We start from the raw sequence: 25681 nt of genomic DNA on the forward strand, positions 1-25681 counted from the left end.
TTTAATCAGGCTTATTTCAAAGTTAATAATTTAGAGGAATGGCTGGTAATAACGGTTCAAAGAATTAATTTTGTCAGATGAGCGATGCTAAAAGCTATATTCAAACGGTTGCGTTAAGAGATGTAAAATGTTATTCTTTTCACGGATATTATCCGGAGGAGCAGTTAACGGGGATTTATTTCATGGTAGATGTTGAGGTAACATTTGTCCACACAGGTGATACAGAAAATTTGAATCATACGGTGAATTATGAAGTATTAAACACGATTTTGCTGGAAGAAATGGCAAATACCCAGAAAATGCTGGAAACTGTGGTTCGCAGAATTCTGGACCGTGTACTGGATACTTATGCTTTCCTGCAGACAGGAAAAGTTGGAATCCGGAAACTGAGTCCGGCTATGCCGGGGCAGATCGGCCATTCTTTTGTCGAACTGAGCTATGTTGCACCTCAATAAACAGGTTTTTATCTGATTTATAACTGTTTTTCCTTTAAAAAGCCTAAACCTATATAACCATGAACTACACTAAAATAACTGCCGAACTGCTGGATTTGATTAAAGCAGCGGTTGGTGCAGAAAGTGTTTTTACTGATGAAGAATCTTTAAGTACTTATTGTCACGATGAAACTGAAGATTTGAAGTTTTATCCTGAAGTTGTTGTTAAACCAAACGATACGGAATCTGTATCCGCATTGCTGAAACTTTGTAACCAGTATCTGATTCCTGTAACCCCAAGAGGGGGTGGGACAGGATTGAGTGGCGGTGCTTTACCTGTTTTTGGTGGGGTATTGTTATCGATGGAGCGTTTTAAGAAGATCATTTCAATTGATACGGAAAACCTACAGGCCGTGGTAGAGCCCGGAGTGATTACGCAGGAGTTTATGGATGCGGTCACGGAAAAAGGTTTGCTTTATCCGATTGATCCTTCGAGTAAGGGTTCTTGTTTTATTGGCGGCAATGTAGCCCATGGTTCCGGTGGACCAAGGGTGGTAAAATATGGCACCATCAGAGAGTATATCTTGAATCTGGAAGTGGTTTTGCCTACGGGGGAGATTATCTGGACGGGAGCAAATACACTTAAATATGCTTCCGGGTATAACCTGACGCAGCTAATGATTGGTTCGGAAGGTACGCTTGCGGTGGTGACGAAGGTTGTGACGAAGTTGATTCCAAGGGCTGAACAGCATGTATTGATGCTGGCTTCTTTTGCAGAAAATGAGCAGGCTTGCGCGGCAGTATCCGCTATTTTCCGTGCTGAGGTGATCCCTTCTGCTTTGGAGTTCATGGAACGAAAAGGGGTGGAATGGGTGATCAAATACGATGATATTAAATTTGATCTTAAAGAAGGTATCAATGCTTTTCTTTTGATTGAGTTTGATGGCAATGATATGGATAGCATTTTCAAGGACTGTGAGAAAGTCAACGCGGTATTGGAAAGCTTTGGCTGTACAGATGTACTTTTTGCCGATACGGCACAGCAAAAGGAGGAATTGTGGCGCATGAGGAGGGTAATGCCGGAGTCGGTGAAATCTAATTCTATTTATAAAGAAGAAGATACGGTGGTTCCAAGAGCTGCCTTGCCGAAATTGATTAGCGGCATTAAAGAAATCGGTTCGAGGTATGGATTTGAAAGTGTGTGTTATGGCCATGCCGGTGATGGAAATCTTCATGTGAACATTATTAAAGGAGGGATGACTGACGAAGCCTGGAATCACAAACTGAAAGATGGTATCGTAGAGATTTTTGAGTTGACCAGTGCTTTAGGTGGTACTATTTCCGGTGAACATGGAATTGGATTGGTACAGAAAGACTTTATGTCTATTAAATATTCGGAGGTTCACCTGAACCTGATGAGGGGGATTAAAGCGGTGTTTGATCCCGCAGGTATCCTTAATCCTGGAAAGATTTTCTAAGGATTTATATGGAATCGTCTTGCAGATGTTAACCTGCAAGACGATTGTTTTTTTAATTCTCAAGCAGTTGCTCAAATGAGATCATCTTTGCTTTTTCATCTTCAGGGATAGGTGAGGAGTTTTTGCTGATATAATCAAAGGCTACACAGACTGTTTTTCCTTTGCTACAGATCACTTCTTCTCCATGGACTAGTTTCACCAATAGATACTCCAGGTCGAAACTGCTGCTACCTATTCTGGAAGTCCGGACGTACATACTGATTTTATCCTCTGGAAATATCGGCGTATGGTAGTCGAGTTCTGCTTTTGCGATGACGACTCCGGTTTTCTTCCAGTCCCATTTAACGGCCGCGTTCCAGTACTTTACTCTGGCGATTTCCATGTAGGTAAAATATACCGCGTTATTCACATGGCCCATCATGTCGAAATCTACAAACCGGGTTTCAATCTGTGTTTTATACTTGAAACTGTCTAAATGATTGACGATCTCTGTCTTTTTGTCTGTTGTTTTTACTTTGTTGCGCCAAAATGTCTTGAAAATCATAGATAATGGGTTTGGTATGAGTGTTGATTATATCGAAGTATACTATTAAAAATAAAATAAAAGGAGAAATAAGCGATGACACTAGTAAAATTTAATAACAGAACCAGAAACACTGCACCTTATTTTAACAACGTATTTGATTCTTTGTTCAGTGAGGCGTTAAATAAAAATTTAACAATTAACAAAGTTCCGGGCGTAAACATCCTGGAATCAGATGCAGATTATAAGATAGAAATAGCTGCGCCTGGTTTAACTAAAGAAGATTTTCAAATTAATCTGAAGAAAGATACACTGTCTGTATGGGCGGAGAAAAAAGTAGCTGAAACAGACGAGAAAAAAGATTATACCCGCAAAGAGTTTGATTACTTCTCTTTTGCAAGATCATTTGTGTTGCCGGAAAGCATTGATGCAGAGAAGATTACTGCGGAATATGTGAACGGAATTTTAAACATCACAATTGGCAAGAAAGATGAATCAAAATCTGCTGCTAAAGAGATAAAAGTTTCTTAATTAAGAAACAGAAGAGTTTTCATAATAAGTTTGGTTTAAGGTTAAGGTTAGAGGGCGCACCGGTGGGTGTGTCCTCTTTTTTTTAAAAAAAAAGAGCGTGTCTTTTGTAAAGACACGCTCTTGAATATTGGTAGTAATTTGGATATCGCTTATGCGTAACCCAGAATCTTTAGCACCTGCTTACTATTTTGTTCTTCTCCGAATACTTCAAAGTTGAAAGTTTCATCTCTGTTTCTGCGAATAATTACGTGCTTAGGACTAGGCAACAAGCAATGGTGAATACCACCGTAACCGCTCAATACTTCCTGATAAGCTCCGGTATTGAAGAAGCCCAGGTATTGTACTTTACGTGTTTTCGGCATAAACACACTGTTCATATGCGCTTCCTGATTGTAATAATCCTGACCATCGCAAGTAATTCCTCCTAAGTTGACACGCTCATACTCAGCGTCCCAGTTGTTGATCGGAAGTAAAATGTATTTCTGGTTTAAAGCCCAAACGTCTGGAAGGTTAGTGATGAATGAACCATCTAGCATTAACCATTTCTCTCTATCGTTCTGTTGCTTACGACCTAATACTTTGTATAAGATACCTGAAGCTTCAGCAACGGTGTATTTTCCAAATTCAGTAATGATATCCGGTTCTACAACATCGTGCTCAGCACAGATTTCTTTAATCCTTTTTACGATTTCATTGACCATGTATTCGTAATCGAAATCAAATACTAAAGAGTCTTTGAATGGCATACCACCACCGATATCTAAAGTATCCAGTTCAGGATTGATCTTTTTGAACTTGCAATATAAAGTCACATATTTTTCAAGTTCGTTCCAGTAGTATGGAGAATCTGTAATACCTGAATTGATAAAGAAGTGCAATAATTTTACTCTGAAGTTAGGGTTTGCAGAGATCTTATTGTTGTAAAAATCAATAACATCTTCCATACGTACGCCTAGTCTCGAAGTATAAAACTGTGAGTCTGGTTGCTCTTCAGCAGCGATACGGATACCCAGGTTACAAGGTGTATCTAATTCTACCTCATCATCAAAAAGGTTAAATTCCTCTTTATTATCCAATACCGGAATGATGTTTTTATATCCGTCGTGCAACATATCGATGATATATTGTTTGTACTGATAAGTTTTAAAGCCATTACAGATTACCGTAATGTCTTTGGTTAGGGCACCTTTTTTCTCCAATGCCTCAATCATAGGCATATCAAATGCTGATGAGGTTTCCAGGTGAATGCCATTCTTTAAGGCTTCTTCAACAATGTGCCTGAAGTGCGAACTTTTAGTACAGTAACAATACTTATAGTCCCCACGGTAATTGTTCTTGATGATAGCCGTTTGAAATAATAATTTGGCTTGTTGGATTTTCTTAGTTATCATTGGGAGATAAGTGAAACGTAATGGCGTACCATAGGTTTCAATCATTTCCATCAGATTGAGATCTTGAAAATACAATTCGTCGTCTATAACGCTGTAACCTTCCTGAGGGAAACCAACACTTAGATCAAGAAATTCGGAGTAACTCTGCATTTTTTATATTTTTGAACAATTATTTAAAGGGGTAGCTAATTAAATGAGTTAATTTTCGGCTCAAAGATAATCACTTTATAAAATACACTTGTATTTTTTTTTATGACTAAGACTTTAAAAATTATTGAGGTAAAATCCGAGATCGGCGCCGGTACACGGGGAGCCAGTTTAGGAGTGGATGCAATTAAGATTGCAGCGTTGGATTTTGGGAGTAGATTTTTCAAGAAACACAAATCAGTAGAGGTGCCAAATGAGAACCATTTGTTGCTTGAAGGCACCGGCAGCCCGTATGCGAAGCGGATTTCGGGTATACTGACGATGATAGAGCGGGTGAGTGATCAGGTGCGAACTACCCTGGAGGAGAAAGAGTTTCCGGTAGTTTTAGCAGGTGATCACAGTACGGCAGCGGGCACGATTGCAGGGATAAAAGCGGCCTTTCCAAAGTCGAAATTAGGGGTAATCTGGATCGATGCGCATGCAGATATCCATTCTCCCTACACTACACCCTCCGGAAATATGCACGGAATGCCCTTAGCGATGGCACTTGACGAAGATAATCTGGAGTCGAAAGTGAACAAGCTGGATCAGGAAACAATTAACTACTGGTATCAGCTAAAAAACGTCGGAAATATAGCACCTAAGATTAATTATCGCGATCTTGTGCTGATTTCTGCGCGGGATATGGAGAAGCCGGAAGAATACTTGCTGAAGAAAAATAAAGTCAAGATCTTTACGACGGCTGATGTCCGGAAAAGAGGGGTAGAACGGACGGTGATTGATACTTTGGTCTATCTTGATCATTGTGATCTCATTTATGTTTCATTTGACGTGGATTCTATGGATCCTACGGCATCCAGAGGAACGGGGACACCGGTTGCTCAGGGATTGACAGAAAGAGAAGCAGGGAAGCTGATGTCGGGTCTGATCACCAATCAAAAAGTATGTTGCTTCGAGATTGTGGAGGTTAACCCAACTCTCGACAGGGAGAATCAAATGGCAGAACACGCCTTTGAAATTTTAATTAAAGCGACTAACGCTTTTAGAAACGAGTAAATTATGAATATCGAACAACATATCACCGCTGCAACATTGGCTGCGGTAAAGCATTTATATGGTCAGGATCTTCCTGAAAACCAGGTTAGTTTACAAGATACCAGAGCTGAATTTGAGGGACAGATCACCATTGTGGTGTTTCCTATCGTGCGTTTCTCTAAAAAATCTCCGGAAGTAACGGCTACAGAACTTGGCGCATACCTGGTTGAAAACATTGAAGAAGTTACTGCATTTAACGTGATTAAGGGTTTCCTTAATTTATCTGTTGCCGATAGCTATTGGTTAAACCTATTCAATCAAGAGCTTTTAAGTCCGGATTTTGGCGCGGTAAAGCCGAATGGTAAAAAGGTAATGGTAGAATATTCTTCGCCAAACACGAATAAACCACTTCACTTAGGACACGTAAGAAACAACCTGTTAGGTTATTCTGTGGCTGAATTGCTTAAAGCAAGCGGTCATGAGGTGATTAAAGTGAATCTGGTAAATGACCGTGGGATTCATATCTGTAAGTCTATGTTGGCCTGGCAGAAATGGGGAAATGGCGAAACTCCTGAAAGTTCATGCTTAAAAGGAGATCATCTGGTAGGAAAATACTATGTGATCTTTGATAAAGAGTATAAAAAAGAAATTGAAGCATTAAAAGAAGCGGGTCAGACGGAAGAGGAGGCGAAGAAAAATGCGCCACTGATTCTGGAAGCACAGAAAATGTTGCAGGACTGGGAAGCTGGAGACGATGCAGTGATTACGCTTTGGAAAACCATGAACAGCTGGGTTTATGCCGGTTTTGAAGTGAGTTACAAGAACCTGGGTGTTGATTTCGACAAGTACTATTACGAAAGTAATACTTACCTGTTAGGAAAAGGTACGGTTGAAGAAGGTTTGGAGAAAGGCGTGTTCTTTAAGAAACCTGATGGTTCTGTCTGGATCGATTTAACGGCTGATGGTTTAGACCAGAAGTTGGTTTTACGTGCTGATGGTACTTCGGTGTACATCACTCAGGATTTGGGTACTGCTCAAATGAAATATGATGATTTCCATATGGATGAGTCTATTTATGTAGTAGGAAATGAGCAGGATTATCACTTTAAAGTATTGTTCCTGATTTTAGAGAAACTAGGTAAAACCTGGGCTAAAGGCTTACACCACTTGTCGTACGGCATGGTGGATCTGCCAAGTGGCAAGATGAAATCAAGAGAAGGTACGGTGGTAGATGCGGATGATCTTGTAGCAGAGATGATCGAGACTGCGAAACAAAAAACTGAAGCACTAGGAAAAGTAAATGATTTTAGTGAGGAAGAGAAAAGCGCTTTATATAACAATATTGGTTTAGGTGCTTTAAAATATTTCCTTTTAAAGGTTGAGCCTAAGAAACGTCTGTTATTTGATCCTTCGGAGTCTATCGATTTCCAGGGCAATACAGGTCCGTTTATTCAGTATACCCATGCCCGTATCAAATCGCTGTTAAATAAGGCCGGTTATGATGCTGCAAAAGGTGCTGCTGAAGTGGTGATCACGGATACAGAACGCGAAATGATCATGTTGCTGGCTAAGTACCCGGCAGAGATTGTGGCTGCGGCGAAGGTGTTTAGTCCGGCAAGTCTGGCTAATTACTTGTATGAGGTGGCTAAGATGTTCAATAAATTCTACCATGAGGTTCCACCAATCGTGAAAGAAGAAGATGAGGCCTTGAAACACCACCGTTTAAATCTGAGTGCAGTTACTGCAAGCATTCTTAAATCTGGTATGAGAATTTTAGGGATTACGGTTCCGGAAAGAATGTAAGTTGTTCTTTACCACATAACAAAAAGTCCTGAGCATAATGTTCAGGACTTTTTGTTTTTTACAGCATCTTTTACTGAGGATTTTGTTTGAGGAATTTATTTCTGAACTCCGGGATGGGTTGGTACTTTTTTACTTTTCCTGAAGGAGGCAAATGTCATTGGACTTTTTGCAGGCCTTTCGTCACCCAATAACACGCCCCATTGTCTAAATATGACAGTTCTGTCGAATATTACTTTTAATACTGCGATGATCGGCATGGAGAGAAACATCCCGGATACTCCGGCAATACTTCCACCTATGACGACTCCGAGGATGGCAAACAGTGCGTTTATTTTTACTTTTGAACCGACTATTCTAGGCATTAGGATGTTGTTGTCCAGAAACTGAACTCCGGCAATTACGGCAAGAACCGTGATCACCGGCCATAATTCTGTAGAGGAAGTCAGGGTGAGCAAAACGCCGATGATGTTTCCGATTAATGCACCTACATAGGGGATCAGGTTCAGGATGGCAAAAATTACCCCGATTAGTAAGGCATGTTTAATGCCGATTAATAACAGAATTCCGCCAAGTAAAATGGTCATATAGGTTACCTGAATCAGCAGTCCGACCAGGTAGTTTTTGATGATTGATTCTGTTTCATATATGGCTTCCTTAACCTTTGGATGATGTTCTGTCTTGAACCACATGAATACAAAGCGAAGCAAAATGTCTTTATAGAAAAGCATCAGGTAGATGTAGATTGGCAACAGGCCTACAAATACGAATAATGAGCTTAAGGTTACTGCTGCACCGCTGGCTGCTTTACCACCCATAGCGAGTAAATCATCACTTTTTTCGGTAATGAATTTCATTTGCTCGGTAGTGGATATATGGCTGAGTTTACCGAACCACTCGCTGAGTGTTTTCAAATGAGAGTTCACATTCGCTTTGATCTGGGGGAAGTCATTAGCGAGAACGCCTATTTGCGCAGAGAAAAACCAGACAATAGAACCCACGAATATTACGACCAATAGAATTGGTAGGATGATGGCTGCTATTTCGGGGAATTTGAATCTCCGTAAAAACCGGAAAACCGGCAAGAGCATGATGCTGATAAAGAAGGCCATGATCACAGGCATGATGATGTCTTTTCCAATGACCAGGATGGCTGCCAGAAGAACGAGTCCGAGGAGTTCAATGGATCTTTTAACGGTTAGGGGCATGTCTTTCATAAGTGTCGAGCTAATTTAACAGACCGTATCTATGCTAAAAGCTCAGATTTGAGCTCATAATGATAGGTCAGGATGGATTTATTTGTAGTTTATTTGTTTTTTCAAAAACTAAACACGGTAAGGTATGAAATGTTTGGCTAGTTTTGTAAATAATCGAAACACAGAATATTTCTTCTTATGATCAGTAATGAAACCATAGTTGCCTTATCTACACCACCGGGAATCGGTGCCATCGGTGTAATTCGTCTTTCAGGTAAGGATGCGATCTCTATCACGAACTCCGTTTTTAGTAAGGATTTGCTAAAACAAGATTCTCATACCTTACATTTTGGCCTGATTAAGGACGGTGATGTAGTGATTGATGAGGTGGTAGTCGCTTTATTTGTGGCTCCAAAGTCTTATACTAAGGAAAATGTGGTGGAAATTAGCTGCCATGGTTCAAACTATATTATTCAGCAGATCATTTCTTTATTGATCCGGAAAGGTGCTTCGGCAGCCAAACCCGGAGAATTTACGTTAAGGGCGTTTTTGAATGGTGGTATGGATTTATCGCAGGCAGAAGCGGTTGCAGATTTGATTTCATCAGATTCTCAGGCAGCACATAGCGTAGCGATGAACCAGCTTAGAGGTGGTTTTAGTACAGAATTGAATGTTTTAAGAGAGCAATTGATACATTTTGCTTCAATGATTGAGCTGGAGCTTGATTTCTCTGAAGAGGATGTAGAATTTGCAAACAGAGATCAGTTGCAGGAATTGATCAATAAGATCAACCTGGTGATCAATAAATTAATCCGCTCTTTTGAGTTAGGAAACGTAATTAAAGAAGGTATTAATACGGTAATCGCCGGCAGACCAAACGCAGGAAAATCAACGTTGTTAAATGCGTTGTTGAATGAAGATCGTGCGATTGTGAGTGAGATTGCCGGAACTACACGTGATACGATTGAAGAGGTTTTGAATATCAATGGGATAAACTTCAGATTGATTGACACAGCAGGGATCAGAGAAGCTACGGATACGATTGAAGCAATAGGGGTGGAGAAGACGATGTTGAAGATTAGTCAGTCGGCCGTGTTGGTTTATTTGTTTGATGTGGTGAATCTTTCTGCGAGTGAGATTAGAGAGGATATTCAGCGTTTACATAAACCAGGTGTTGCCTTTATCGCAGTTGCGAATAAGATCGACCTTTCGTTTACAGATAGGGTGAAGGAATTAGGTCTTCCTGCGGATATTAATTTCATTTCTATCTCCGCGAAAGAAAACCATCAGATTGAAGAATTGAAACAATTGTTGTATGATACGGCTGTAGGTGATAAGCTTTCGTCGAACCATACTATGGTAACGAATATCAGACACGTGGAGGCTTTGCAGAAAACCCGTACAGCTTTGGATAGTGTGATCAGAGGGTTGACAAATCCTGTGACTTCAGATTTTCTGGCTATGGATATCAAGCAAGCGCTTTATTATTTAGGGGAAATTACAGGGAAGGTTACTACGGACGACTTGCTGGAAAACATCTTTAGTAAGTTCTGCATCGGTAAATAACCGATGATAATTACCACATAATTACGACAACTAACGACAACTAAGTAGCTTATTGTTAGTAATTTATGTTGATTTCTTTTGTCCATGTCTTTGGATTTATGCTTTTGTTTTTCTGACTTTTGTAACGCATTTGTAACTCGAATGCGTTTTTTTATGCCCTAAAAATTTGAGGGGAAATTATGGCGCTTATTTCCTCTTAATTCCCCTTAAATCGTCTTAATTACCCTAAAAAGGGCTATATAAGGGGGGAAATAACCACCGATGATTTGAGGAGAAAAAGGGGGATTCGAGAACGCATGAAAGGTTTTTAGATAATTAGACAATGAGTTCGAATATTGCCGTTAAAAGAATTTGTGAATTTTGCCTGAATACTTTTATTGCAAAGACTACTGTTACCCGCTATTGTAGTCTTAAATGCAATCGTAGACACGCAAAACAGAAGGTTCGAGATCTTAAGATAAAAGCGTCCGACCTGGAGGTGAAGCAAACTGCAGCTTTGATTGAAGTTAATAAGGAGCCTGCAGAATTTTTATCTGTTAAGGAGGCTTCTAAACTACTCAATATATGTACTAAGACGATCTACAACATCATTTACAGTGGGAGAATAAAGGCAGTCCGGCTTTCTGATAGAAAAATCATTATTAAAAGGACCGAAGTTGATAAAATGTTCGAACAACCAGAAATTCCAGTCAAAATACGCGAGAAGCCTAAGAGGCAGCCTCATCCGAGATATTGCTATTCCATGGGAGAAGCTCAGGAGAAGTTCAATTTTTCAGAAGCAGCTTTATACTCCCTGATAAAAAGAAATAATATTCCAAAATATCAAAGTGGCTGGTACTCCTATGTACTGAAATCCGATTTAGAACGAGTTATAAACCAAAACAGATAAAGTTATGGCTAAAGTAAAAATGAGGTTCAGAACTATCATGAATGACAGAAAAAGCATCATGCTGGATTATTCACCGCCGTTTAAAAACCCGTCATCAGGTAAATATCATCGGTTTGAAACGCTTAAATTGTATATCTATGATACCCCTGTAGATCAATGGGAGCGGCAACACAATAAGGAGACGATGGTTTTGGCCCGTAGCATTTGTGCACAACGTCAATTGGATATCCAGAATCGAAGGTTTGGTTTTATTTCTGATGCCTTGAGAGACTCTAGCTTTATCGATTTTTTTCAAATAGAAGCTCGCAAAAAGCAACACTCAGTTTCCGATAACTGGGGGATGGGTGTACGGTATTTTATCGCCTTTGCTGGCCATGATTTGAAATTTCCTGAGCTCAATGATTACTTGTGTGAGGATTACAAGAACTACTTACTTAATGGGCCTGGTATTAGCAGGACTGGAAGGCCAATCTCTAAAAATACTGCTGTAAGTTATTACGCTAAGTTTAGGCATATTTTAAGAATCGCTTATAAACGGGGTTTAATTCCCCAGGATCTACATGCGATTGTTAAGCCTATTACACCTAAAGAGACGCATAGAGAAAGGCTTACCCTTGAGGAGTTCCAACAATTAGCAGAAACTCCTGCTGGTTCAGATTTAATGAAAATGGCTTCGCTTTTTTCAGGGCTTACCGGTTTGAGATTTTCTGATGTAGCGACTCTGAAATGGTCAGAGCTGCGCGGAACTGCTGGGAAATATGAACTTCAGTTCTCGCAGGAAAAAACAGATGCAGCGGAGGTGATGCCAATCTCAGATCAGGCAGTTTCCATGATGGGGATTCAAAACACAGAAAGCATTCTTGTTTTTAAAGGGTTGAGGTATTCCAGATTGAAGGCCTTCTTTACGCATTGGCTGGCTGGTGCTGGCATTAAAAAGAACATTACTTTTCATAGTTTTCGCCATACTTTTGCCACACTCCAATTGGAATTGGGAACAGACATTTACACGGTTTCTAAAATGTTGGGGCATAAGGCTTTTAAGAATACGGAGATTTATGCAAAAATTGTGGACAAGACCAAGCGTAATGCTGCAGACAAGGTGATGTTGAAAATGCCGGAAGAAATTGATGCGATGGAAGGAGATGAAAACTTAGCTCCGAAATCTTTTAAGTTTATTGTGCACCGGAATGAAAATTAGTTTTAACCTGTCCATAGCTATTTATAGGGTTTATAACCTGCAGCGCAATAAAAGCTAATTTGCGATGCTATATTTGCATTATGAACTTACCCATGCGCATCAACTTTGAGGAAAAAGATTATACTTACCTCATTATTACCAAGGGAATTACCAAACTAACTGCTGAAATTCAGATTAACCTGAATGATAGGGAGTATCAGCTAGTTTGTAATTCAAAAGGGGATTGGGATGTTGTTGATGCAACTGTAAACGATAACCCCGGACTGCTTAAAGCCATAGGTAGAAACATCAAACTCCGCTACCGGTTGTAATTTGCTGGACTTTAATTAGTTTACTGGGGGATTACCCGGGCTGAGTACAGAAAATACTTTTTCAAACCTTTCCGCATTAAATTTAATACTGACCCGGAATGTATAGCCACCATAGTGAATTTCTTTGATGAAATCCTGGAAAACAGGTTTGATAAATTCAATGAATTTTGCACTATAAGCTTCAAAATCAGGTTCTATGAATTTCTCTTGATAGGCTTCATTGAATTCATAAAAATTGAAATTTATCGCATGTTCAGTGACATCTACAAATCTGGTTTTGTAGGTAATGTTGGAGTTTAATGCTGAATTCAGGCGAATGTAAGTGATGATTTTATACTGTAAAAGATCGATTGTGTCTGTATATGCTAAAGCTCTTGCTGCCATGATTAAAGAATTAGATTACAAGTATGCTAAAAATATTAGTAATTAGTGTCGATTATTTTTCTTTTTAACTAAAGAGCTTATAAAATCAAATTAGGATTAATCGATTATCTACCCTAACAATTATACCATTTGAGCAGGGCGTTGATTTAGTGTCTAACACTATAGGTAGGAGGATTGTTCTTGAAATATTAAATGAAGTTTTTGTGCTTGTCACGAATTTTGATGCGTTCCGCTGCTTCAGTTCTAAGCTCTAAAATAGTTTTTCTTCTTGAGGCCAGGATCCATTTTTTTAGTTCAGTTTTATTGAAATAGAGTCTTTTTCCCGGTTTACTGACAGGGATTTCTTGCCGGCTAACTTTGGTGTATAAGGCTGGTACAGATACTTTTAAGAATTCTGCGGCCTCGGTGATGCTGAGCAGTTGGTTTTCTTGCTGTTCTTTGGGTTGTAATTCATGCAGAAGTTCTTCCATTCGTTCAATTTTCTCAAATAACTGACGAACGACTTCCGGGAGTTTGTCAAAACTAAATGGTTCCATGGGCTGAGGTCTATGTCTATTCTGATGGTCGTCACAATAATGGTTTTTTAGAATGGCAAGAGATCCCATGTGGGATAAATTAAATAAGTTTTATTACATGATCAATAATGAGATATCAGGTCTAGGACTGCTTGATATTAAAATAACCTGAATTTTGCGTTTCTGATTGTTCCGAGCGATCATCTTAGAAATCAATAGTGTTGAATAATAGTTTTTTTTACCAATTGGTGATTAAAATTTCTTCCTGCTTTTTGTAGGCAAATTTCTCAACAATTCCCTAGCCGAAAAGGCTAAACCCTTCGGGTTTTCTGGAAAAAATCTTCCCTGCTCGCTACGCTCACGAGGTTTTTTTTCTGAAAAGCCTTGTCTTGCTATGGAATCGTTTAGGAGCGGGGGCTTATCAAAAAGCCAGAAGGCTGCTGCCGACTGATTTTCTAAAACGATTTGACGATGAAGCAAATAAACATCAGAAGCCCTGTGGCTACAGCATTCTGCAAAAAGGGGCAATGCAGGACACCTATTCAATTAAGAATTTCCCCGTTAGGCTAATCTATTATTTATCATTTATCAGGAATCTAACAACTACAACAATGGCACATCATCTTAATTATAATGAGCAAACAGAAAAACACAGTTTCTTTACAGTAAAGGAAAAAGCTTGGCATAAACTAGGTCAACTGATCGAGGATTATCCGACAAGTGCAGAAGCAATCATCCATGCGGGCTTAGACTATACGGTAGAGAAAAGACCTTTATTTACTTTAAATGGAGAAGATCTGGCGATGATCAAAAACCCGGACGCTGATGACTATTTCGATCAGTTGCAGCCGGATATTATGGTTCCAGATTATTTCGCAAATGTGCGTAATGATACCGAGCAGGTGCTTGGAGTGGTGGGTAAAGATTATGCCATAGTTCAAAACATTGATGCTTTTGCTTTTTTTGATAGTATCGTAGGTGGAGGCGATGGAGTATTATATGAAACTGCTGGTGCACTAGGGAAAGGTGAGCGTATTTTTATAACGGCTAAACTTCCTGATTACATTCGTGTTGGTAAAGAAGATTGTATCGAGAAGTATTTGTTTTTAACTACTTCCCATGACGGTTATGGTAGCATTACTGCTGCTTTTACTCCGGTTAGAATTGTGTGTCAGAATACCTTAAACGCTGCAATGAATAATCACAGCAATTGTATTAAAATTAGGCACACTTCAAGCGCACCAGCTGCTGGGTATAAGCAACCGGTTTGCCGTTGAGCTTCAGGAGGTTTTCAATCACTGGTCTAAAATCCAGATCAATGATCATTTGGTAAAACGGCTTGTGCAAATTGCAATGGCCCCAAACAAAGAGACGCTTAAGTATTTAGAAGATCATCAGCAGGAACAGCTTTCTACTATGTACAATAACGTGGTCAGCAGTGTGATGGAATATACATTTTCTAGCCCCACTCAACAGGACCAAAGTACCCGAGGAACATTGTATGGTGCGTATAATGCGGTAACCGGGTATTTCCAGAACGTTCGGGGATATAAGGATGATGAAAGTAAGTTTAAATGCATAATGGATGGCGTTGGAGCCAAAAGGTCTCAGACTGCTTTTAATCTGTGCTTGGAATTTGCTCAATCGGGAGCCAATGCACTTAATTAATCAATAGGGGAAGGTTAGCTTCCCCTATGTTGTTCATTTATATTCTAATTAGGTTCTTTTAATAAAGAATATTTAAGTTCGTCAATCTGAAGGTCATTGCTGGGATACTTACATCGAAGGCTTCTGCAAGACGTTCAATCAACTGTGTCTCTGTTAAATTTTCTGCGTTTAACTGATCCAACTCCTCAAATATAAATTCCTTTGGCATAAGTAAAGATGCAGCAAAAGCATTCGCTTCTTGTTCCTGTCTTAGCTCAACCTCAGAGTAAACTTTGTTACTTCTATATTTTACAATAAAGTCCTTGTCTATAAAAACAGTGTCTTTACTATTATCTAGATGTAAGATGTAGTGACCTAGTTCATGTGCGATTGTGAAACGTGTCCTTTGTGATAATTGGGAGGGATTATAAGCAATAACTGCGTTATCTTCCTGTACAACCAAAATACCTGAAACGTCTTCACCTAAATCAGTTGGCTGAACCTGAACACCATTTAACTTGGCAATATTTTCTACATTAACCTTTCTAGAAATGGGTAGAGAACTTAATACCATATTATAAGTTATATCCGAAATCTGGCGTAGTCGTTGATTAGAAATAGCTCTTGACATAGTTAGGATTTTTTATGTTTTAAAGATATAAGAAATTTTAAGACTTTTTCTTGTGATTCGGATGTGTCTTCTATTTCTTTCTTTATTTTATTTATGATAGTTACATCAACATCATGACTTATCACATGTTCATGCGGCAATAATTCCTTAAGTGGGATTTTGAGATAATCAGAAATACCTAATAGTACATGTAGAGGTACTTTTTGATTACCTGTTTCAATGTTGACTAGGGAAATTCTGGATATACCAACCTCACTGGCAAGTACTTCCTGTTTGATATCCCGAGACTTTCTTGCAGATTTTATCAAATCTCCAACTCGTTCATAAAATACCGTTTGTTCCTCTTTATTAAGCATATAACGTATCAAATATACAACAATTCTTCATAAAAAAAGTTTTTGTTATAAAATATTACACAAAAAATGTAAGATTTTGTGTGGTAATTCAAAAACATCTTTTATATTTGTCCTATACAAGAAAAACCAGACAAAAGAATCTGTCTGGTCTCAATTTTTGAATGACAATCAGATTAGCTTATCTGTTCGCCAATATTTGTGTTTCGCACCTCAAATATAAGCACATCATTCACAATTGCAAGACCAAACTGCATTTTTGATTCCTGAAGTCTGAATTTATTAACTTTAAAGGAAATAATTAAGCTAAAAATAATTCTCAACTAAGTTGCATGGAGCAACAAAAAGTAGATCAAGGCTGGGCCTTGGCTGCGCAATAGAATATTTTATCATAATTTTTTACTCATTGAATAATTTTAATAATACCTCAAACGAGGATAGAACTCTAGAGCTTACTATAGATGGTAAGCAATATGCATGGAACGCACAATATATTACTGGCGCACAGATCCGGGAGTTAGCTGGTGCTGACACATCATCATTGGAATCAAAACTGTTTTTATCAATTAAACGCCCTTGGCAGGATGAATTAATCGAAGACAACACTTCAGTCAATTTAGCCAGACCAGAAGTTGAACATTTTTATATAAAGAATATTCTTCTTTTAACAATTAATAATGTGGAATATTCCTGGGACAGGGAGTTCATAACAGGGTTAGAGATTAAGCTTCTTGCGGGTATAAATGAGGAAGATGAACTTTACCTATCTATAAAGAAACCTTGGGAGGATGAATTGATTGCAAACGACGGAAGAGTAAATCTTGCTCGTCCTGGTATAGAGCACTTTTATTCAAAACAAGTAGAAAAACAATCGGAGATTATTGTTAATGGTCGAGAAAGACAGTGGAGTGAAAAAAACATTTCGTTTCCTCAGGTTGTATCACTCGCATTTGATACTTATGTTGAAAATGAGACCACAATTTATACTGTTACTTATAAAAGAGGTCCAAAAGCAAATCCAGAGGGTACGATGGTTAAAGGTGATATTGTTCATGTTAAAAACAAAATGGTCTTCAATGTCACAGCAACTGATAAATCATAGCTCCGATCTAAAACGTCTAAGAGACGAAGGATACGAGGTAGAAGTAAAGGGTGGGTATTTATTTATCCACCACATACCATATGTCAATAGTAGATGTGCGGTGGAATTTGGTACATTAGTAACGGTACTTAATCTGTTAAGTAATACACAAACTACCAGACCAAATGATCACATTATGCATTTTATTGGGGAACATCCGTGTGATAAAGATGGAAAGATCATTGCTGCTATTAGCTACATACCAACGCCTCATTCCCCTGCACCGGGGATTGAGGTTAATTGTTCTTTTTCTAATAAACCTGCGGAGGGTTATTCTGATTATTACCACAAGGTAAGCCGTTATGCAGATGTAATATCCGCTCCTGCAAAATCAATGGATCTAACTGTAACAGAGAAAACCTTCATTGTTGTTGAAAGCATTGAAGAGTTTACTCCGTTCCAATATGTTGATACCAATTCAAGTCGGGCAAATATCCTGAATATAAATCAGCGGTTTAATGGTCAAAAAGTAGCAATTGTTGGCCTTGGTGGTACAGGTGCTTATATCCTGGATCAGGTAGCAAAAACTCCTTGTGCCGAGATACATATTTTGGATGGGGATGATTTCCTTCAACACAATGCATTTCGTTCTCCTGGCGCAGCTTCAACCCAACAACTAAATAGAAAACTACAAAAGGTAGACTACTATCATGAAATTTACTCAAATATGCATAAGCATATCATTCCACATGACTGTTATCTAACTTCAGAAAACCTAAACTTGTTGAACGAAATGAGTTATATCTTCATCTGTATAGATAAAAATGGCATTAGAAAGTTATTGATGGATCATTTAATAATGATGCAAATTCCTTTTATTGATGTTGGACTAGGAGTAAATATTGTAGGTGAAAAGCTAATTGGAATGACCAGAGTTACCTCTGCTACAGCTCAAAAAAATGATCATCTGTTATTAAGGATCCCTTGCGGTGAAGAAGATGATAATAATGAGTATCGTACAAATATTCAGATTGCGGATCTAAATGCTCTTAATGCCATGCATGCTGTTATAAAATGGAAAAAGATGAGCGGTTTTTATCAGGATCTTGAGTTAGAGCATCATTCAACTTATTCCATAAATGTAGCACAACTTACCAATGAAGACCTTACAGCATAAATTCGTTGAATATATACCCGATAAAATTGAAGAGGGTATATTGTATATTTCTATTGAATTTACCACAGCCATACACAAATGTGTGTGTGGCTGTGGTAATGAAGTCGTCACTCCATTATCACCTACTGATTGGAAGCTAGTTTTTAACGGAGAAAGTGTCTCTCTAGGTCCTTCCATTGGTAATTGGAGTTTTGAATGTAAATCTCATTATTGGATTGTAGAAAATAAAGTGAGACACGCAAAAAAATGGGATGATGAACAAATCAGTAAGGGTCAAACCTCTGACCGTAAAAAGAAACGAGATTATTTCTTTGGACGTTTAAAAAAATAATACTTAAACTGGGACGCTATGTGGCGTTCCAGTTTAGATATTGAGTTGAACTAGGGCAACTCCTCAATTTGCTATTTATCTAAGCTATTCAAATAATAAAGCTGCTGCCGCTTTTATTTTAAAAATGAAATATTGTTCGCTGATGGAAAGACGATACAACTATACATATTATCGATTTTTTGGCGATATATAGATCATTGTGTTGGTATATTACTTTTTGTTTGGAAAAGTTGAGATAAGTAGTTTTTTATGAAATTAATATTTTATTAAAAATAATTATTTACTCAATTATGTTAACGATCCAAAGAATTTCAAAGCTAGATTCTAAATTAAGCTGGTTCCAGTTGTTTTTTATTGCATTTCCACTTAAGTGGAAGCTCGAGTTGATTGCATATTCGCTTATTGGGATTGCATTGTTTGTGGCGACATTTGCAAGTATACCTATGTTAAAACCTAATACTTGGATAACAATATTATTTGCAATGTTAACTGGACTTATGACCTGGCCTTTACTTTTAAGATCTTCCAAGTTCTCTATGGTCATTTTGCGAAGATTATGTATCCAAAATAATGTTCTTGTCCCAAACATAAGTTTCCATAATTTTTATGGATTACGGGTTATCTTGGTAAAGAAGGAACTTATAGAATGTGGGGCGCTGACTAAAGTAAAAATAGAGGAACTGGTTGCCATATTCGCAGGTGAAGCCAATGTTCCAAGATATCCTTATTGGGCCCATAAGATTTTTAAATCCGTATTTTTTATTGTTTTAGGAAGTTTGATAACTTTTCTGTTCAAAGGTAACGGGAAGGAAAGTTTAGAGAGCTTTTGGGGGCTCTTTTCTACTGTTATGGTCTTATTGCTTCTGATTGTTTTACTGATTTATATTATTGAGCAAGTAGTGCTGAGGGACGTCTATCAATTCTGGGTGAAAAAGCATTACCGTGTTGATCTAGTACGTTATTTGAACGAGGTTAAAATGATGATTTAAGCCTTCAAGATACAAAGACTCATGTCCTCATTAATATGATGTGGGCAGGCAACTATTTCTCCCATATGGGAAAACAGGGTTTTCAAAAACTCAAACTTTGGGTATACAAAAACTTAAAAGATGAATAGAGAAACCACTGTAATTGGGTTCTTTCCAGCTTTAGAAGCTGGCTATGAACCAAAAAAATATTCCTTCTACAAAGAAGATGTACCTACAGGAAATTACCTGGCTAAGCTAGACTTTATGTTGTGGTCTAAGACTTTTATGGCCATCAATTGCTTTTTTACCATTAAAGATTCCGGTAAAAAGATAAGCCTTTCTGTTTACAAGAAACCTGGGGAAGATGATCTGTATTTAGCTGGCGAAACAGAGATCCGTTTTATTTCTTTTGGTACTATGTTACAGCTAACTGTGGAATCCAATCAAAATGGCAAACCTGTTTTAAAAGATGCAGTTGTTGAGGGGAATCTGGTCGGTGACTGAACCGAATGTCCATACAACTCACCTGAATTTACTGCAGCGAATTTGGTGCTATCCGATTGCCTTTTCTCCTTAAAGAAAAGGAGCAAGCGGAAGTTAGGCAGAGCCTTACTTTACCCCCTTGGCGCTATCGCTGAGGGGGTATTGGATATACTCTAGATATATCCAGCTAGCTCCAGGCTAGCTTAAACCCATAAAACAGTATATCCATGGATATATCCCCAAATAAAACCAACAAAAGGAACAGGCCACCAGAGAAATCCATTCGATTTCCGGTATCAGCCCACAACAAACTGCTGAAGCTCTCAGAAAAGTTCGGAAGAAATCAAAGCCTGCTCTTTGTGCAGATGGTGGAATACTTTTACCGTAGCAGTAAAGATCCGCTGGATATTGGTGAAGAGCAGCTTAGAAAGGCCCTGTCCAGAAACCATGATGCTTACACCAGCTTTATTAAGTCCCAGGAAAAGGTGCTGCTCATTCCTATGCGCGTAGAGATGGAACGCATGATCAAAAATCAGGAGCAAATCGTCAGCTTTTTTAATGATCAGGTATTGAAGGCAAACAAATCCTTACTTGAGAATCAGCAGGTCCAGATAAAAGCAATTTCTGAATCCGAAAAGATGATTAAGGTTTTGTATCAGGATAGGGAAATTAAAAGAATCCTTCAGCAGAAATTCCTGATCATACTGGATACCTATATCAAAAACAGGGAGAATCTGGGAAGTTTCAAAACCAGGGAAAAGGAAGAGCTGGTTGAACTTGCCAGAAAACAAATAGCTGCTATGTAAACCCAGGTACTTATGTATATCAATATTACTGACAGTGACAAGGGAAATAATAAAGGCAGTTGCGGGGAGCTGGTACATTATCTGGATAAGGAAAATAGAATTTCTAGTGACCTGAAACCTGAGCTGTGGTTTAATGGTACAAGCGATGCCATTCCATCTTATCTGGTTAAATACAATCTGGATCAAAATATTGCCAAATTGTGTAAGGATGATGCTAAGTTTTTTCTGATCAACATTAGTCCTTCACAGAAAGAGATCGGTTACCTCAAAACGCTTTATGGCGAAATAGGAGTGGAGAATGCTTTAAAGGAATATGCTGCAGGGATAATGGATGAATATGCCTGTAATTTTAAAAGGCCTGGCGTTAATGGTGAAAAAGACTTATTGTGGTATGCAAAGCTGGAACACTTCCGTTATTACAGCTACAATGATCCACAGGTTAAAGATGGCACCGTAAAAAAGGGAAGCCCCAAGCCCGGAGAACAGTTACATATTCAAGTCATCGTGAGCCGCAAGGACATTACCAATCGCATCAGACTAAGTCCGATGAATACCTCTAAAGGTAAAAATGCTGCCCATTCCCAAAAGCTTGGTCAGTTTGATCGCTCGGTGGATATACCGCTGATATTGACCACCTGATTCCGGTGGAAGGTGACCATTGATTCCGTCCCAAATTGACCACCCTATTCCGGGGCAAATTGACCACCCGAACGACCAGCTAATACTGTAGAAGCAACCATCTTTGTAAGGTTTAACTAACCTTCAGGAGCATGGCCAACACTACAATTAGTATGAGTAAGATTAGAAAGATTTTAAGGATGTTTAGCAATGGTCGCAGTATCATGTCGATCTCTGCCCAGGTTGATGCTTCCCGTAACACCGTAAAGAAGTATCTGGCTTCGTTTAAGGAAAGCGGGTTTACCTTTGAGGAGGTTGATGCACTGAGTGACCAAAGCTTTTCTCTAAGCTCAAAATGGCCAAGGCCGATGGTTCTTATCTCAAAGAGGTTGTTAGAATCGAACGGCAGCAGTTGCTGATACTTGATGACTTTGGTATACAGCCTTTTGATGCACAGATCATGGCTGCCCTAATGGAGATTATTGAAGACAGACATGGAAAGACTTCGCTGATCATTACTTCTCATTTGCCGGTCAGAAAATGGTACGAAGTTATAGGCGAAAAAACAATTGCTGATGCCATCCTGGACCGAATCGCGCATATTGCACACCGTATTGAACTCAAAGGAGAATCAATGAGAAAAAAAAGAAAAACTGATGTTCAATAAACTGGCTATCAATAGCCAATTTATTAGCTAACTTTGAAAACGCTTTTACAGCTTTAGCTGCTGTTGTTCGCCAGCGAATTGACTGGTCACTTTGCCACGGAATCAGGTGGTCAACTTCCCCGGAATACCTAAGCTGCCCTCCGAGAAATATGCTGGAAGCAGAAAGGTAACAGGGAGCGCTGGGCGGGCATCTTGAAAGGAGGATGAATACAACGAAACAGTAGGAAAAAAAATGTATTCCACTAGTTATTCGAAGAAATCATCAGTTTAAACAATATGTACCAGGCTTATGACAGGGTGATTAGCAACAAAGGTGAGGCTGGAGTAACGGTATCGGGATGCTTGACTTTGGCACTGAGGTCAGGGAGAAGTGGCCATTGGTCAAAAGCCAGCTAGGAAAAGCAGAATGCCGTCACATGGCGGTGAATCTGGGGAAAATTCCCACAGCTAATGGAGGTGTCCGTCCATTTGGTATTCCTACTTCCACGGATAGAAAGATTCCGCAGGCTTTTTCATAGGTACTGATCAAAATTTACGATTCTTAATTCTCAGTAAACTGCTATGGATTTCGTGCAGAAAAGAATGCTAATGATTACTTAGTAAAGGCAATGGAGTACATCAATGCAGGATATAGTTATGTTGTAAACCTTGATCTGGAACAATTCTTAGATACGGTAAACTATGATTGTCTGATGAACGAACTGGGTAAGAAATTGCACGGCAAACGCTTGTTGAAGCTTGTACACAGTATCCTTCAGGCTACCATTCAGGTTCAAGGCAATCAGATTCCCTGTAAAAAAGTGTTCCTCAAGGCGGCCCACTCAGCCCGTTGCTCTCCAACATTATTCTGGATAAACTGGATAGAGAATTGGAAAGACGTGGCTATCGTTTTATGCTGATGATTGTAGTAATTATGTGAAGAGTAAACGTGCCTGAGAACATGTTATGGAAGATATCAGATCCTATATCGAAAAGGAACTGAAACTAAAGGAGAAAAGTGTGGTCAACCGCCCATAGCGAAAAAATAAACATAATTAGTTGCTAAACACTTGTTCTTGGTCAATAAAAACGCTTCTCTAGCTGCCTGTGAAGATTTAACATGTACAATAAACAAAGTGAAAGTTGTTTCATAAATATATGTTTTTTAACTTAAACTGTTTGATTTTTGTTTTTTATGTTTTATTGTTTTGTGTTGATAAAAATTATTGTATTATAATTTGAGATTGTTCAATTAATAACTTATTATTGCTTTATAATAATCTGAATATGATAGTCAAAGCAGTGATTTTTTTCGATGGGATTTGTAACCTATGTAATGATGTAGTCCAATTTGTAATCAAACGGGATAAAAAGGGCCAATGTCGGTTTACTACTCTTGATGGGGAATATGCAAAAAATGTTCTTGGTAGGTACAAGGTTGACTTGGAACAAATGGATTCGATATTGTTATTAGAAGGAGATAAACTTTACTCTAAATCAACTGCGGCTTTAAGGATTTTAAAAAAAATGGATGGCGCTTGGCCTGTTCTTTACTGTTTTATCGTTTTACCGGAATCTATAAGAGACAGGCTTTACGATTTAATCGCGAAAAATAGGTATTTATTGTTAGGAAGAAGTGTTAGCTGTTGGGTACGGACAACCGAGTTGAACGATAGATTCTTTCCTTAAATTGTTCTTATATTTCCTCAAGTGTGGGTGTCTGGCTATTTGTTAGTCTTTTATTCGCTTGAATTATAGCAAATACATTTCATTTTTGAGCGAAGTTAGGAGGTACATAATAAAGCGTAATTATTTTAGAAAGTCTACAAAGGGCTGAATTGCGTTTAATGCCGATTGTATTGTAATTCTTTGAACTTTAATGTGTGTCGGGATCAAGGGAAATAAAACAATAGGTGCTGAATCATATTTATTGCTTTGTCAATATGTGTGTTTTCGAGTGAGTGCGAATGTATTAAATACATTATGAAATGATTATCAAAAATAAGAAACTAAAGAAGTTAATTTTGTTCTATTTTGCTTTATTCCATCTGGGGCTTATCATTATAGTAGTAACTATTGAATCGATTCCTGGTATACAATACCTTTTAACTGATGGAAAAGATAAGAATCTGACAACAATAAAGAGTATAAATGAAGTTAAAAGTGTTTTAAAGAAGGTTACGGGGTTTCCGGGAATCTATCACTACTCTATATTAAGTGGAACTGATGTGAGTTATAATTTTTATGCACCAATGGTAGCTAGAAGTTCAACTTTGGAATGCATTCGTTACGATAAAAAAAGAATGGAAATTGATAGACTGTATTTTCCATATAGTCTGAAGACCCATGAGGGGATACAGAGGTATTCAGTTTCACTTACTAACTTTAATGGGGTCATAAAAAAGCTAGATTCAACTGAAAGAAATAGATTATATCGGTTATTTACTAAGTCGGTTGGTCTTAAAATAGTTCAATCTGATTCAAGTCAGTTAGCTAAATATTCTCAATTACATTTTTCTTCCTATGTTTTTCCTAGCATGTCTGATTTTAATAAAGGGGTCAAACCAACGCTAATTAACTTGGTAACCATAACTTTTTAAATGAATGATATTGACAAATAAAATCACCCAGAATTTTTTTAAGTTTTTTATTAGGAAAAGGAATGAAGATGTTTTTTTTCTTCCTTTTTTCCGGATATCGATCGGTTTATTTTCTTTTTTTCATTTTCTATTTCTTTGGAAAGATTTCTATAATCTGTATAGGAGGAATGGTTTGGTTGAAGAAGGGATTATGCTTGCCTTTAAACCAAAAATCATCCCCAATATAAATCAGGTGACAGAATTTTTGTTTGGATGGACTCATCAGTCAGAAAAAGAAATGCTAATGATTATCATGGTAATCTATTTGGCTTTGTGTCTGTGTTTAACCTTTGGGTTACTGAGCAGATTGTCTGCCTTATTGCTTTTATTTCTTCATTTGGTGATCTTCAAAGGAGCTCCGTTATACAGCTACGGCGTTGATAATTTGACATCTATTGCTTTGTTCTATTGTTTCTTATTCCCTGTTGGCGCGCAATACGCAATTGATCAAAAACTATTCTCTAAACGGCAAGTGAACCCTTCTCCTTATAGAAAGATATTGCAACTTCATCTGAGTTTAATCTACATTTCCTCAGGATTTGTTAAATTAACAGGTAGTGACTGGAGAAGTGGAGAGGCGATTTGGCAATCTGTTCATTTGTTGAAACACAACCTTTTAATTAGTATAGATTACGATGTTATGGCTATTTATCCGGTAGTTGCCTTGGCCATATCATGGAGTGTTGTGCTGATTGAACTGTTCTATCCTTTCTTAATGTTCAGTAAGAAGTTTAATAAAGGTGGATTGATTATTTTGATTTCCATGCATTTAGGTATTGCGATCTGTTTAGGTCTTTACTATTTTTCATTGTTAATGATCTTATTGAGTCTCGCCGCTTTTTTGAATTTTGATAAAAGTGAAAAATAGGGCATGTTTAATTTAATGCTTGTCACATTTTGAAT

The 25681-nt window shown here is 38.1% G+C and carries 28 protein-coding genes and 1 pseudogene; 22 read left to right on the forward strand and 7 right to left on the reverse strand.

The genetic code is table 11. The annotated features are described in order from the left end of the window. The first annotated feature begins 77 nt into the window (after window positions 1-77). Window positions 78-455, forward strand: a complete 378-nt coding sequence (locus R2Q66_RS22955; RefSeq protein WP_316753628.1) for a dihydroneopterin aldolase — start codon at window positions 78-80, stop codon at window positions 453-455. 59 nt (window positions 456-514) lie between these two features. After that, on the forward strand, window positions 515-1912 hold the full coding sequence (locus R2Q66_RS22960) for an FAD-binding oxidoreductase (RefSeq protein ID WP_316753630.1): 1398 nt from the start codon (window positions 515-517) through the stop codon (window positions 1910-1912). 52 nt (window positions 1913-1964) lie between these two features. Here the strand turns inward: R2Q66_RS22960 and R2Q66_RS22965 are convergent, their stop codons facing one another. Beyond that, window positions 1965-2456: an acyl-CoA thioesterase gene (locus R2Q66_RS22965; RefSeq protein WP_316753632.1), complete on the reverse strand. Its 492-nt coding sequence runs from the start codon at window positions 2454-2456 to the stop codon at window positions 1965-1967. Window positions 2457-2531: 75 nt separating this feature from the next. Here R2Q66_RS22965 and R2Q66_RS22970 point away from each other — a divergent pair, with 75 nt between their 5' ends. After that, window positions 2532-2966: an Hsp20/alpha crystallin family protein gene (locus R2Q66_RS22970; RefSeq protein WP_316753634.1), complete on the forward strand. Its 435-nt coding sequence runs from the start codon at window positions 2532-2534 to the stop codon at window positions 2964-2966. Window positions 2967-3115: 149 nt separating this feature from the next. On the opposite strand, the gene R2Q66_RS22975 is transcribed toward R2Q66_RS22970, so the two are convergent. Next, window positions 3116-4507: an arginine decarboxylase gene (locus tag R2Q66_RS22975; protein WP_316753636.1), complete on the reverse strand. Its 1392-nt coding sequence runs from the start codon at window positions 4505-4507 to the stop codon at window positions 3116-3118. Window positions 4508-4609: 102 nt separating this feature from the next. Here R2Q66_RS22975 and R2Q66_RS22980 point away from each other — a divergent pair, with 102 nt between their 5' ends. Next, window positions 4610-5560, forward strand: a complete 951-nt coding sequence (locus tag R2Q66_RS22980) for an arginase (protein WP_182952596.1) — start codon at window positions 4610-4612, stop codon at window positions 5558-5560. Window positions 5561-5563: 3 nt separating this feature from the next. Continuing rightward, entirely contained in the window at window positions 5564-7342 is a 1779-nt protein-coding gene (argS, locus tag R2Q66_RS22985; protein WP_316753639.1) for an arginine--tRNA ligase, read from the forward strand. Between the two features lie 95 nt (window positions 7343-7437). Here the strand turns inward: argS and R2Q66_RS22990 are convergent, their stop codons facing one another. Continuing rightward, window positions 7438-8556: an AI-2E family transporter gene (locus R2Q66_RS22990; protein ID WP_316753642.1), complete on the reverse strand. Its 1119-nt coding sequence runs from the start codon at window positions 8554-8556 to the stop codon at window positions 7438-7440. 177 nt (window positions 8557-8733) lie between these two features. Here R2Q66_RS22990 and mnmE point away from each other — a divergent pair, with 177 nt between their 5' ends. The 4 genes from mnmE to R2Q66_RS23010 all read left to right on the forward strand — a co-directional run bounded on the left by mnmE (window position 8734) and on the right by R2Q66_RS23010 (window position 12499). Beyond that, on the forward strand, window positions 8734-10101 hold the full coding sequence (gene mnmE / locus R2Q66_RS22995; protein WP_316753643.1) for a tRNA uridine-5-carboxymethylaminomethyl(34) synthesis GTPase MnmE: 1368 nt from the start codon (window positions 8734-8736) through the stop codon (window positions 10099-10101). A 478-nt stretch (window positions 10102-10579) separates the two neighbouring features. Then, window positions 10580-10990: a helix-turn-helix domain-containing protein gene (locus R2Q66_RS23000; RefSeq protein WP_316753645.1), complete on the forward strand. Its 411-nt coding sequence runs from the start codon at window positions 10580-10582 to the stop codon at window positions 10988-10990. Window positions 10991-10994: 4 nt separating this feature from the next. Further along, window positions 10995-12188 carry a site-specific integrase gene (locus tag R2Q66_RS23005; protein ID WP_316753647.1) on the forward strand — a complete coding sequence of 398 codons (1194 nt, stop codon included), beginning with the start codon at window positions 10995-10997 and terminating at the stop codon, window positions 12186-12188. An 80-nt stretch (window positions 12189-12268) separates the two neighbouring features. Next, the gene (locus R2Q66_RS23010; protein WP_316753650.1) at window positions 12269-12499 is read left to right on the forward strand and encodes a hypothetical protein; all 231 of its coding nucleotides are present in this window, start codon (window positions 12269-12271) and stop codon (window positions 12497-12499) included. A 15-nt stretch (window positions 12500-12514) separates the two neighbouring features. Here the strand turns inward: R2Q66_RS23010 and R2Q66_RS23015 are convergent, their stop codons facing one another. Both R2Q66_RS23015 and R2Q66_RS23020 read right to left on the reverse strand, forming a co-directional pair. Beyond that, window positions 12515-12883, reverse strand: coding sequence for a hypothetical protein (locus R2Q66_RS23015; RefSeq protein ID WP_316753653.1), 369 nt, complete (start codon window positions 12881-12883; stop codon window positions 12515-12517). A gap of 188 nt (window positions 12884-13071) precedes the next feature. Further along, the gene (locus tag R2Q66_RS23020) at window positions 13072-13419 is read right to left on the reverse strand and encodes a helix-turn-helix domain-containing protein (protein ID WP_062551086.1); all 348 of its coding nucleotides are present in this window, start codon (window positions 13417-13419) and stop codon (window positions 13072-13074) included. Window positions 13420-14009: 590 nt separating this feature from the next. Between R2Q66_RS23020 and R2Q66_RS23025 the strand changes: the two are divergent. Then, a pseudogene (locus R2Q66_RS23025) lies at window positions 14010-15066 on the forward strand (DUF932 domain-containing protein). Window positions 15067-15124: 58 nt separating this feature from the next. Here the strand turns inward: R2Q66_RS23025 and R2Q66_RS23030 are convergent. Beyond that, on the reverse strand, window positions 15125-15676 hold the full coding sequence (locus tag R2Q66_RS23030) for an ImmA/IrrE family metallo-endopeptidase (RefSeq protein ID WP_316753656.1): 552 nt from the start codon (window positions 15674-15676) through the stop codon (window positions 15125-15127). A gap of 2 nt (window positions 15677-15678) precedes the next feature. After that, the gene (locus tag R2Q66_RS23035; protein WP_316753658.1) at window positions 15679-16032 is read right to left on the reverse strand and encodes a helix-turn-helix transcriptional regulator; all 354 of its coding nucleotides are present in this window, start codon (window positions 16030-16032) and stop codon (window positions 15679-15681) included. Between the two features lie 403 nt (window positions 16033-16435). On the opposite strand from R2Q66_RS23035, the gene R2Q66_RS23040 reads away from it, so the two are divergent. The 12 genes from R2Q66_RS23040 (at window position 16436) to R2Q66_RS23095 (ending at window position 25646) form a co-directional block, all read left to right on the forward strand. Continuing rightward, on the forward strand, window positions 16436-17131 hold the full coding sequence (locus R2Q66_RS23040; RefSeq protein WP_316753660.1) for a multiubiquitin domain-containing protein: 696 nt from the start codon (window positions 16436-16438) through the stop codon (window positions 17129-17131). Further along, window positions 17106-18287 carry a ThiF family adenylyltransferase gene (locus R2Q66_RS23045; RefSeq protein WP_316753662.1) on the forward strand — a complete coding sequence of 394 codons (1182 nt, stop codon included), beginning with the start codon at window positions 17106-17108 and terminating at the stop codon, window positions 18285-18287. Before R2Q66_RS23040 ends, R2Q66_RS23045 begins: the two co-directional genes overlap by 26 nt. Then, on the forward strand, window positions 18268-18618 hold the full coding sequence (locus tag R2Q66_RS23050; protein WP_316753664.1) for a DUF6527 family protein: 351 nt from the start codon (window positions 18268-18270) through the stop codon (window positions 18616-18618). Before R2Q66_RS23045 ends, R2Q66_RS23050 begins: the two co-directional genes overlap by 20 nt. 290 nt (window positions 18619-18908) lie before the next feature. Further along, window positions 18909-19607: a hypothetical protein gene (locus R2Q66_RS23055; protein WP_316753666.1), complete on the forward strand. Its 699-nt coding sequence runs from the start codon at window positions 18909-18911 to the stop codon at window positions 19605-19607. A gap of 120 nt (window positions 19608-19727) precedes the next feature. Beyond that, window positions 19728-20090: a hypothetical protein gene (locus R2Q66_RS23060; protein WP_316753668.1), complete on the forward strand. Its 363-nt coding sequence runs from the start codon at window positions 19728-19730 to the stop codon at window positions 20088-20090. Window positions 20091-20296: 206 nt separating this feature from the next. After that, the gene (locus R2Q66_RS23065; protein WP_316753670.1) at window positions 20297-20875 is read left to right on the forward strand and encodes a BfmA/BtgA family mobilization protein; all 579 of its coding nucleotides are present in this window, start codon (window positions 20297-20299) and stop codon (window positions 20873-20875) included. 12 nt (window positions 20876-20887) lie between these two features. Then, window positions 20888-21514, forward strand: coding sequence for a DUF5712 family protein (locus R2Q66_RS23070; protein ID WP_316753672.1), 627 nt, complete (start codon window positions 20888-20890; stop codon window positions 21512-21514). Window positions 21515-21666: 152 nt separating this feature from the next. Beyond that, window positions 21667-21912: a helix-turn-helix domain-containing protein gene (locus R2Q66_RS23075; RefSeq protein ID WP_316753762.1), complete on the forward strand. Its 246-nt coding sequence runs from the start codon at window positions 21667-21669 to the stop codon at window positions 21910-21912. Then, window positions 21849-22160, forward strand: coding sequence for an ATP-binding protein (locus R2Q66_RS23080; protein WP_316753674.1), 312 nt, complete (start codon window positions 21849-21851; stop codon window positions 22158-22160). The genes R2Q66_RS23075 and R2Q66_RS23080 overlap by 64 nt, the downstream gene beginning before the upstream one ends. A gap of 1266 nt (window positions 22161-23426) precedes the next feature. Next, a complete protein-coding gene (locus tag R2Q66_RS23085; protein ID WP_316753676.1) occupies window positions 23427-23828 on the forward strand; it encodes a DUF393 domain-containing protein in 402 nt (133 codons plus the stop codon). 299 nt (window positions 23829-24127) lie between these two features. Next, the gene (locus tag R2Q66_RS23090) at window positions 24128-24739 is read left to right on the forward strand and encodes a hypothetical protein (RefSeq protein ID WP_316753678.1); all 612 of its coding nucleotides are present in this window, start codon (window positions 24128-24130) and stop codon (window positions 24737-24739) included. 10 nt (window positions 24740-24749) lie between these two features. After that, window positions 24750-25646, forward strand: coding sequence for an HTTM domain-containing protein (locus R2Q66_RS23095; RefSeq protein WP_316753680.1), 897 nt, complete (start codon window positions 24750-24752; stop codon window positions 25644-25646). Window positions 25647-25681: the final 35 nt, after the last annotated feature.

Source organism: Pedobacter gandavensis, assembly GCF_032677645.1.
Lineage (GTDB): Bacteria > Bacteroidota > Bacteroidia > Sphingobacteriales > Sphingobacteriaceae > Pedobacter > Pedobacter gandavensis_A.

What these genes read in the sequence shown, in the direction of transcription:
- mnmE (WP_316753643.1), top strand. Translation starts at nt 8,734, where the DNA reads ATGATCAGTAATGAAACCATAGTTGCCTTATCTACACCACCGGGAATC.
- R2Q66_RS23090 (WP_316753678.1), top strand. Translation starts at nt 24,128, where the DNA reads ATGATTATCAAAAATAAGAAACTAAAGAAGTTAATTTTGTTCTATTTT.
- argS (WP_316753639.1), top strand. Translation starts at nt 5,564, where the DNA reads ATGAATATCGAACAACATATCACCGCTGCAACATTGGCTGCGGTAAAG.
- R2Q66_RS23015 (WP_316753653.1), bottom strand. Translation starts at nt 12,883, where the DNA reads ATGGCAGCAAGAGCTTTAGCATATACAGACACAATCGATCTTTTACAG.
- R2Q66_RS23065 (WP_316753670.1), top strand. Translation starts at nt 20,297, where the DNA reads ATGGATATATCCCCAAATAAAACCAACAAAAGGAACAGGCCACCAGAG.
- R2Q66_RS22965 (WP_316753632.1), bottom strand. Translation starts at nt 2,456, where the DNA reads ATGATTTTCAAGACATTTTGGCGCAACAAAGTAAAAACAACAGACAAA.
- R2Q66_RS22975 (WP_316753636.1), bottom strand. Translation starts at nt 4,507, where the DNA reads ATGCAGAGTTACTCCGAATTTCTTGATCTAAGTGTTGGTTTCCCTCAG.
- R2Q66_RS23035 (WP_316753658.1), bottom strand. Translation starts at nt 16,032, where the DNA reads ATGCTTAATAAAGAGGAACAAACGGTATTTTATGAACGAGTTGGAGAT.
- R2Q66_RS22980 (WP_182952596.1), top strand. Translation starts at nt 4,610, where the DNA reads ATGACTAAGACTTTAAAAATTATTGAGGTAAAATCCGAGATCGGCGCC.
- R2Q66_RS23050 (WP_316753664.1), top strand. Translation starts at nt 18,268, where the DNA reads ATGAAGACCTTACAGCATAAATTCGTTGAATATATACCCGATAAAATT.
- R2Q66_RS23075 (WP_316753762.1), top strand. Translation starts at nt 21,667, where the DNA reads ATGAGTAAGATTAGAAAGATTTTAAGGATGTTTAGCAATGGTCGCAGT.
- R2Q66_RS23060 (WP_316753668.1), top strand. Translation starts at nt 19,728, where the DNA reads ATGAATAGAGAAACCACTGTAATTGGGTTCTTTCCAGCTTTAGAAGCT.
- R2Q66_RS23010 (WP_316753650.1), top strand. Translation starts at nt 12,269, where the DNA reads ATGAACTTACCCATGCGCATCAACTTTGAGGAAAAAGATTATACTTAC.
- R2Q66_RS23030 (WP_316753656.1), bottom strand. Translation starts at nt 15,676, where the DNA reads ATGTCAAGAGCTATTTCTAATCAACGACTACGCCAGATTTCGGATATA.
- R2Q66_RS22990 (WP_316753642.1), bottom strand. Translation starts at nt 8,556, where the DNA reads ATGAAAGACATGCCCCTAACCGTTAAAAGATCCATTGAACTCCTCGGA.
- R2Q66_RS22960 (WP_316753630.1), top strand. Translation starts at nt 515, where the DNA reads ATGAACTACACTAAAATAACTGCCGAACTGCTGGATTTGATTAAAGCA.
- R2Q66_RS22955 (WP_316753628.1), top strand. Translation starts at nt 78, where the DNA reads ATGAGCGATGCTAAAAGCTATATTCAAACGGTTGCGTTAAGAGATGTA.
- R2Q66_RS23070 (WP_316753672.1), top strand. Translation starts at nt 20,888, where the DNA reads ATGTATATCAATATTACTGACAGTGACAAGGGAAATAATAAAGGCAGT.
- R2Q66_RS23080 (WP_316753674.1), top strand. Translation starts at nt 21,849, where the DNA reads ATGGCCAAGGCCGATGGTTCTTATCTCAAAGAGGTTGTTAGAATCGAA.
- R2Q66_RS23020 (WP_062551086.1), bottom strand. Translation starts at nt 13,419, where the DNA reads ATGGAACCATTTAGTTTTGACAAACTCCCGGAAGTCGTTCGTCAGTTA.
- R2Q66_RS23005 (WP_316753647.1), top strand. Translation starts at nt 10,995, where the DNA reads ATGGCTAAAGTAAAAATGAGGTTCAGAACTATCATGAATGACAGAAAA.
- R2Q66_RS22970 (WP_316753634.1), top strand. Translation starts at nt 2,532, where the DNA reads ATGACACTAGTAAAATTTAATAACAGAACCAGAAACACTGCACCTTAT.
- R2Q66_RS23085 (WP_316753676.1), top strand. Translation starts at nt 23,427, where the DNA reads ATGATAGTCAAAGCAGTGATTTTTTTCGATGGGATTTGTAACCTATGT.
- R2Q66_RS23055 (WP_316753666.1), top strand. Translation starts at nt 18,909, where the DNA reads ATGTTAACGATCCAAAGAATTTCAAAGCTAGATTCTAAATTAAGCTGG.
- R2Q66_RS23045 (WP_316753662.1), top strand. Translation starts at nt 17,106, where the DNA reads ATGTCACAGCAACTGATAAATCATAGCTCCGATCTAAAACGTCTAAGA.